The sequence below is a fragment of the Microbacterium sp. SCN 69-37 genome (genome assembly GCF_001724435.1).
In the GTDB taxonomy this organism is placed as follows: domain Bacteria; phylum Actinomycetota; class Actinomycetes; order Actinomycetales; family Microbacteriaceae; genus Microbacterium; species Microbacterium laevaniformans.
Window position 1 is genome coordinate 1 of sequence record NZ_MEEL01000010.1, and the last position, 7,977, is coordinate 7,977.

A 7,977-nucleotide genomic window follows, 5' to 3' on the forward strand; every position below is an offset into this window, starting at 1 on the left:
CCGCCCTCGGCTTCCGCAACCTCACCAACTACATCGCCAGATCACTGCTCGAAGCCGGCGGCTTCAGGCCACTGCTACACCCTCAATTGCGATGAGCCGGATTTCGACGCTAGTCTCCCGCTGCTCGATGCTGAGCGCCAACGCTGGCTGCGGTCCGCGCTGGCCGCTGCGCACCCCGGGCATCCATGGATTGCCGCACTCGATGAGCAGGACCGGCCGCCGACGGACGAGTCGTGGGTGGCGCCGGTCTGAAATCACCGTGCGACTATCTATCCCAGCCGTTCCCGCCGCTCAACGATGAAGGCCTCCTTGCCATCGATGTAGGCGATCCGATCGCCCGGATGCTGGAGGGATAGATCGAGCTTGAGGTCTCGATACGCGTCACGTTCGGACGGGTGAGTCCGCAGGAAGTCGCGGAAGCCGATGTAGTGCCACCATTCGGGCGAGCCGTACTCCAACACGTGGATGTTGGCGAGCCGAATCATCGGCTCGAGTTCGTACCCGTACATGCGATCCGGGCGCACGTCGTTCGCGCCACCGCGGAACAGGAATCCGAGTTCGGTGAGCCAGCCATGAACTACGTCATTCACATCAGTGTTCCGGATAGAGCCATCGACGCCGATCCCGATATCCAGGATTGGCTTCGCCGCCAGCCCAGGGACTGACGTAGATCCGATGTGCTCGATCGCAGCCACGGTTCGGGGAGCGTCGGCCAGCATGGCGGCGCGAGCTTCAGCAAACGTGTGCGCCCACGCGTCCGTGGCTGGTGCGACCTGCACGACGCCGCGCCGAAGTCCGAGTGCTGAACCAGCGAAGGCGGCGGCGAGGGCTCCAGCTTGAGACACCTTGCCAGGTTAGCTTCGGCGAACTATCGATTCATTGTCACTGGCGAGCTCAGATGGCGTCCGGCGCGGAGCGCGGATCGGCGGCTTTTCGCCGGGGCGGGCCACCGAATCATTGGCACGAATGACAGATTCACTGTCACCGGACAGCAGTACCGCTGCAATGTCCGATGACGACCCATCTGTAGTTTTCGCCAATCCATCTGTAGTTTCTGCGGGCTCGTCGCCTGACTACGGGCGTGTCTCGCCGGCCGTGCCCCGCGTGATTGCTTGCGCCGGAGATTCCCGTCGCGCGAGCGTCGTGGGGTCGGCTGCAATGTGGTCAGGGGTTGCAGGTGTCGCACCATTGGGGGTCGGCGGTGGTGGGGGTGCGGGGGTGGGTGTGGGTGGTGTCGCAGGTGGTGCAGGCGTGGAGGTCGGCGGTGGGGATGTGGGTCGGGGTTCCGCACAGGCCGCAGGGGAGCCCGGGAATAACTTTCACGCGCCCGTATCCGGGCGCACGGCAGCCGGGGCAGGGTGTGCCGAGGCGCTGGGCCATTCGGGCGCAGAGGGTGGCGATGACGGCCGCGCGCGCGGGGGACCGGTGCGCGCGATAGTCGGGCATCACGGACACGGCGAGATTCTCGCTAAGGAGATGGTCGATGGCGAGTGTCAGGTCGTCGCGGGTCCGGAGATTCTTGTGCGTGATGATTCGGGCGCCGTCGCGAGAGTGGATGATGAGGCCTTGTTCGGGGAAGCCGATCGTGGTGGCGTGGGAGAGGGCTTGCGCGGTGGTAGTGATGTGCCTGCCGGGGGCGACGGGGAAGGTGGTGCTGTGGGATTCGGTCACCTCGATGCCCCGGTCCTGGTCGAGGAAGAGGAGATGTTCTGTCTGCCGGGTTGTCCACCCGAGTTCTGTGGTGAAGCTGCCTTCGCTGGCAAGACTTGTCGGCACCCCGGTGGCGGCGACGCCCAGGCGTGCTTTGGCGCGGGCGGCGTCCAGGGGGGAAAGGGTGCGGGGGATGTCGCCGGCGAAGGTGCCGAACTGGTCGGTGTCGATCCCGGCGGGCGTGATGACGGTGGCGTCCAAGACGGTGCGGAACGCCGAGCGGGCGAGGGCGTCTTTGCCGTGCATGGTGGCGAAGACGATGGTGGTCCCGCGGTAGGGGTTGGGGGTCATTGGAAGTAATCGGGGCGGCTGACGTAGGTGTCGGTGACGAACATGACGCCGCTGCAGGTGGTGAGCAGTTCCCGGGCGGCGGTGATGAGTTCCTCAGCCCGGTCGGGGGGGAGGACGGTGATGAGCATGGTGAGGGTGTCGTAGTCGTTGAACAGCAACGCTCCGGAGTGTTGGCCGTGGTGGCCGATACCGGAGACCCCGGACACGGCGGTGTAACCGGTGGCGCCGGCAGCGGTGATCAGTTCCCGGATGGCAGGGGCGTCCCTGCCGGGGACGACGATCTCGACTTTGGTCATCTGGGTCAGTCCGTGCATCAGGGGGTCTCCTTTTCAGGGGTGGCGGTCCAGGTGGCCCAGCCGTAGTCGGTGTAACGCTGCCAGGGGTCGGTGGGGGTGGCGCGGGCGGTGAGGGTGATCCATCCGTTGTCGAACAAGTCGCGCAGGACCTGGTTGCCGGAAATGATGCTGCTGATTCGATCCAAGGGCGCCTGGGCGATGACGCTGAGCCGGAGCGGTTCGTGCAGGAGGGTGTCACCGACAGCGACGGATTGGCGGGGCAGGCCGCGGCGCAGGTCGCCGGAGTGACCGGCGAGGACGCCGATGCTGCCGATCGCGTTGTGGATGGTTTTGGTTCCCGCCCCGAGGGTGTCCGGGTTGAGAGTGGAGAAGTAGTACTGGTGGTTGATCCACTGCGCGACGATCAGCGGGGCGGTGAGGATGGTCTCCAGCCCGGCCCCGTCCGGATCCAGTTCCGGGCGATAGGAGTGCAGAAACACCCGACGGTGCAGGTTCACCCCGGCGGTCATTTCTCGGGGGCCGATGACCATGGCGGCGTTGCCAGCGAGCCCGAGTTCGGGGTAGACCTCTGCCCAGTCGTGCGCGCGGGCACGCAGTCGCGACAGGGACTGCTGGGGGTGCGCACCGGGGAGGTCGGCTGCGCGTTCTCGGACGAGTAGCTCCGCCGTGTGCTCAGCGAGCTCCCGGAACGCGTCCACCGTGGCCGTATGGGTCGGAGGGATCAGGTGCGGGTCAAGGATCGCGACGGTGTCGGCGACGGTGTCATGCAGCGCGGCGACGAACACGGTGTCGATCGGGATATCGATTCCGCGGGCGCGGAGGGCTTCCCGGGCGGCGGGGTCGTTGAAGATGCCGGCGGCGGCGCGGGCGTTCACGGCGCCGGGGTTGCCGCCGCAGGCGCCGCAGTCCAGCGCGGACTGGTAGAGGTTGTTGGTGCTGGTCGATCCGTGCCCGGCGAGGATGATCAGTGGCGCGAATCGGTCCAGGCCCATCATCCGGATGGCCGCTTCGGCCAGGGTGACGCGCTCTTCCAGGGTGAATGCGTCCGCCACCGTCACTTCGCTGGGCAGGGGTGGGGCGATCAGGTTCCGCCAGGCCTGGGTGAGGCGGTGGTGTAGGGCGGGGGTGAGGGTGCGGGCGAGGGTGGCGGCGCCGGAGAACCAGCCGGTGGTTTCGGCCAGCGCGAACGGGGTGGCGGTGGAGTTTTCGGTGGCGTGCAGGGAGTGCGCAGCGGCATCGACGAATCGCAAGCCTCGGATGCGCGCGCGCGGTGGGGCGGTGGGGGTTTCGGTGACCGCGTGCCGGGGCCGCAGCAGCGCGGGGAGGGAATCGACGGTCCCGCGGGCCTGGTAGGGGGCGAACCGGACGGGGACGCCGAAGAACCCCGCGAACCCGAGCGTTTCGACCCCTTGCGTGCTCTCCAGGTGCCGGCGGACGCCTTCGGAGCGCGGGTCGATACACATCACCACCTGCATCTCGGGCCGGTCCGGGCCCGCCGAGCGCGCCGTGATCGATCGCAGCAGACCCGTGCGGTAGTGGTTTTCGTACGCGGCCTGCCAAGTGAAGGCATGATCGGCTGGTGGGTGCAGCATCAACACCCGTACCAGGCTGGCCACTTCGGTTCGGGTCGGAGTCAACGGGCTGAGAGCGGCGGCGAGTTGTTCTGCACGCTCCCACACGTCCTGCACCGGACCCGATGCTGCGGCACCGGGTGACGGGCGCCGCGCGGGGACCCGGAGGGGCGGGAGGGTGAGGGTGTGGCGGAGGGCGAGGCGGACGGCGAGGTAGTCGGTCAGCGTGATGTCGCCGGTGTGCTCGGCCCGCCATTTCAGATAGCTGGTCCACCCGGGGAGGGCGGCCAGCTCCGCCCGGAGCGTGTCCACGGTGTCGGCGTCCTCGACCCCGAGGTGCGCCAGGGATGCCGCCAGTGAGGGGAGGGCCTGGTCGGGGAGTGCCCAGAGGCGGCGGCGCTGGGGCCGGGTCAGGGTGGGGTCGTGGGCGGCGAGGGCATGCCAGGCGGTGTAGAAGCCGTGCGCGCGGCCGGGCATCGGCCATTGCGGGTCGGGGTCCAGGAAAGCCCCCAGCCAGGTGGTGAGGTACCGCTCGAGCGGATCTGAGGGCGCGAACGGGGCGCGCGTTGGGGGAGTGGCAGGGGCGGCGGTGAGCATTTCCTCCCGGAGGATCTCTGCCGCCGACCAGCTCATCGCGCCGACCTCGAGCGGGCCGAACCCTGCCAGTTCCGGGATCCGCTCCTGCAGGCTACGGCTCAGGTCCTCCCCGGTGATCCGGCCCGACGCGTGGTCGGCGTGGTAGTCGCGGAGCGGACGGGTGAGGGTGGTCCCGGGTTCGTGGCTGTGCTCGAAGCGGGTGCGTTCGTGGGCGGCGAGCGGGTTCACCGCGATGAATGACCCGATCGGCCAGGACGCGACCACCTCCTGCGCGGCTTGGGCGACGTGGGCTTGCACGAGCAGGCTCATGACACAGTCTCCTTCTGAATGCGTGGGATCGAGGCGGATCGCCGGTTGGGGGGTACGGGTACGGATGACGCGGCCAGGGTGCGTACGTATAGGACCCGGTGCAGCGGGCTGGTCCTGCCCAGCCTGGTCGCGGTGAGCTGGAGTGCCAGCAGCAGCACGGCCGGGACCACGAGGAGCCAGGGGGTGACTGAGGCAGCGGGCTCGGGTGGGGTGATGAGGTGCTCGAACAGCCCGAGGAAGGCGACATAGAAGAACCCGATGGCCGTGATCCCGGCCACCGCCGCGATCACGGTGGAGAGGGTGAGCCGGCGGGCCAGGCCGGTCCCGACCGCGACGGCGGCGGTGAAGAACACGAATCCAAGCAGCGCGACACTGGCGGCGGTCACCTGCGGGGCAACCACCGCCTTCGCCGCGACCAGGACCACGACGGGCACGACGACGGCGAGGGCCATCGCGGTCACCGTTCGGGCTCGGGCGGCGGGTTCGGGAGTGGGCCAGGTGCGCTGGTCCGCGTGCGCGGCGACCCCGGTGCCGGCGGAGAGGAACAGCGCTGACTTGTACAGGGCGTGGGCGATCAGGTGGAACACGGCGGCGGCGAACGCGCCGAGCCCGACGGCCATCATCATGAATCCCATCTGCCCCGCTGTCGAGAACACCAACCGGCCCTTCACATCTGGTTTGACCATCCGGACCGCGGCGGCGTACACCACCGTGGCGGCGCCGGCCGTGAAGATGATCGCCATCGCTACCGCCGCCGGGGCGATCAGGGGGGAGAAGCGGATCACCAGGATCGCGCCGGCATTGACGACCCCGGCGTGCAGCAACGCGGACACCGGCGTCGGGGCGGCCAGGGTCGCTGGCAGCCACCGATGAAAAGGAAGTTGCGCGGAACGGGCGAGCGCGGCTACGACCAGCAGTATCGCTACCAGAATCACTCCCGCCTCAGGGATGGCACCGGTGGCGGCCGCGAGCTCGCTCAGGCGGACATCCCCGCCGGCGCTGACCACCAAGACGGTGATCGCGACCAGGAAGGCGGCGTCGCCGATGAGGAAGCTGACCGCGGTGCGCCGCACCCCTTGCCGTGCCTGCGGCAGGGACCGGTACGTGCCCAGCAGGAACACCAGTGAGACTCCGGCGGCCACCCACCCGGCGGTGAAGGTGAGCACCGTCCCGGTGCAGACCATCACCACCGTGCTGCCGGTCAGTGCGTTGGCCCACACTGCGAACCACCGTTGCCGGGCATCCCCTCGCAGGTACCGGACTGCGAACAGTTGGATCACCCAGCTCAGCCCGAGGACCAGGAGCAGCATCAGCACCGCGACCGCATCACCGGCCCACCACCCCCCGGCCGTGGGCTGCTCCCCGAACACGGCGAGCACGCCGACCGCGACCGCGGCGAGGCCACCGACACCAGTCACCCACCCCGCGACCCGCGCAACCGTCCCCGCTGCCGCGGGAAGCACCCCGGCGACAATAGCGGCGACCCAGGGAGCCGCGACAGCGACCGTCAACACGAACCCCATGACACTCCCTCACTACCGGACGCCTAAAACACGAAAAACATAGCACGTATTTCGAAGCGCTAATTCGATGTGCGGAATCGGGCGACGGTCGGCGTAGTGTTGGAGGATGGCGCAGTGGACGTTTCTGACCAATCACGCGCATGTGCTGCTGTGTGTGGCGGCCAACCCGCAGATCCTGTTGCGCGATGTCGCGACGCTGGTGGGAGTGACCGAGCGGGCCGCGCAGCGCATCGTCGGGGAACTCGAGGCGGAGGGGTACCTCACCAGGGAACGGGTCGGCCGGCGCAACACCTACCGGCTCAACCCCGACCGGCCGCTCCGTCACCCGCTGGACCGCGGGCACCACATCGGCGAACTCCTCGACGCGTTCGCCTCTCCCGCCGCCCCGGATGCGGCGGAACATCCCGCGGTCTGAACCGCACACTTGACATAGGACACGCTTTTCCTGTTACATAGGTCGGGAAGGGGACCTGTTCGACGCGCCCCCACCCGACGGCGCCCCCGCGGACACCCGGCCCGCGCACCCCACCACCCCACCATCGACGTCTTTACAGGAGGAGAACCCTGATGCCCAGCATGCTTGACCGTCTCACGGCCCTCGCGTCTCGCGCGCTGAAGCCCTCACCGCCGACAACACCGCCGTCGGAGGGAGCACCCCGGGGATGGAAGGACACCGTGCGGGATGCGGTGAACGCCGTCACCGCATCCCCCGCTCCCCCCGACCCGGGAAGCAGTCAACTTGCGGGCACGGCCCCCACCCTGACACCGCCACCGGCGTCGCCGACACGTCCGCCGGCGGTGGTCGGGCTGACGCCACCGGCTGCGGATGAGGACCGGGCCGCGCTGGCCCGCTACCAGTACCTGTTGCAGACCGCGCCGCCCGCGCAGCTGGAACACATCCACACCGACGCGTTCACCCGCCTCACCCCCGATCAGCGCGACGACCTGCACCAGCAGCTGCGCATCAGCCTGCCCCCCGGGGAGCAACCGCGCAGCGCCAGCCCGGCCGCGCTGGCCCGGACCGCCACCCGCGCGGAGGCATCACACCCCGGCCTGCTCGCACGCATCCTGGCCCGCACACCTGGCCCCCGCACCGCCGGGATCACTGCGTCGGCAGCGGGCGGCGGGTTGCTGGTCGCTGTCGCGGGTGGCGCGATCGCCAGCGCCATCGCGGTGCCGCTGCTCGCCGACGCGGTCTCTGCCGGTGTCGATTTCGACGCCCTCGCCGGAGCGGTGGATGTGCAGGGCATCACCGACGGCGTCAGCGACGTGGCTGCGGGCGCGACCGAGCAGGTCGCCGGTGGCGTCAGCGACCTGGCTGCCGGCGTTACCGAGCAGGTCGCCGGTGTCGGGGAGCATCTCACGGGTGTCGGGGAGCAGATCTCCACGTGGGAGATTCCTGGCCTGGGCGACATCTTCGGCCGGTGATGTCATGACCCATCCACTTCCTGCCCCGGGCGACACCAATGGGGAACGCCTCGCCCATGTGACGGGGCGGAGGATGGTGCCGACGCCGTTTTCGAGCCTGCCGGCGCTGATCAGTGAGGCCAGCCGCACGTTCGGGGACCGTACGGCCTTCACTGAACCGTCCCAGGTTCTGTGCCGCTTCTATGCGGGGAGCGGCTCTGGTGTGAGGGCCGCGTAGTAGGCAGCCTCGTATTCGTCGGGGCTGATCATTCC

At 69.0% G+C, this 7,977-nt stretch carries 7 protein-coding genes; 2 read left to right on the forward strand and 5 right to left on the reverse strand.

What is annotated here, in order from left to right; all coding sequences use genetic code 11:
- Positions 1–269: 269 nt before the first annotated feature.
- From ABS64_RS01055 to ABS64_RS01075, 5 genes are all read right to left on the reverse strand, one after another.
- Complete coding sequence (locus ABS64_RS01055) at positions 270–845, reverse strand: GrpB family protein (protein WP_292680187.1); 576 nt, start codon at positions 843–845, stop codon at positions 270–272.
- 319 nt (positions 846–1,164) lie between these two features.
- Positions 1,165–2,001 carry a DUF6671 family protein gene (locus ABS64_RS01060; protein ID WP_292680189.1) on the reverse strand — a complete coding sequence of 279 codons (837 nt, stop codon included), beginning with the start codon at positions 1,999–2,001 and terminating at the stop codon, positions 1,165–1,167.
- A complete protein-coding gene (locus tag ABS64_RS01065; protein WP_292680191.1) occupies positions 1,998–2,315 on the reverse strand; it encodes a transcriptional regulator in 318 nt (105 codons plus the stop codon). Before ABS64_RS01065 ends, ABS64_RS01060 begins: the two co-directional genes overlap by 4 nt.
- On the reverse strand, positions 2,315–4,774 hold the full coding sequence (locus ABS64_RS01070) for a DUF2309 domain-containing protein (RefSeq protein ID WP_292680193.1): 2,460 nt from the start codon (positions 4,772–4,774) through the stop codon (positions 2,315–2,317). Before ABS64_RS01070 ends, ABS64_RS01065 begins: the two co-directional genes overlap by 1 nt.
- Complete coding sequence (locus tag ABS64_RS01075) at positions 4,771–6,297, reverse strand: proton-conducting transporter membrane subunit (RefSeq protein ID WP_292680195.1); 1,527 nt, start codon at positions 6,295–6,297, stop codon at positions 4,771–4,773. Before ABS64_RS01075 ends, ABS64_RS01070 begins: the two co-directional genes overlap by 4 nt.
- A gap of 106 nt (positions 6,298–6,403) precedes the next feature.
- Here ABS64_RS01075 and ABS64_RS01080 point away from each other — a divergent pair, with 106 nt between their 5' ends.
- Together ABS64_RS01080 and ABS64_RS01085 are read left to right on the forward strand one after the other, a co-directional pair.
- Entirely contained in the window at positions 6,404–6,712 is a 309-nt protein-coding gene (locus ABS64_RS01080; protein WP_292680196.1) for a winged helix-turn-helix domain-containing protein, read from the forward strand.
- A gap of 152 nt (positions 6,713–6,864) precedes the next feature.
- Complete coding sequence (locus tag ABS64_RS01085) at positions 6,865–7,725, forward strand: cation-transporting ATPase (protein WP_292680198.1); 861 nt, start codon at positions 6,865–6,867, stop codon at positions 7,723–7,725.
- The last annotated feature ends 252 nt before the right edge of the window (positions 7,726–7,977 follow it).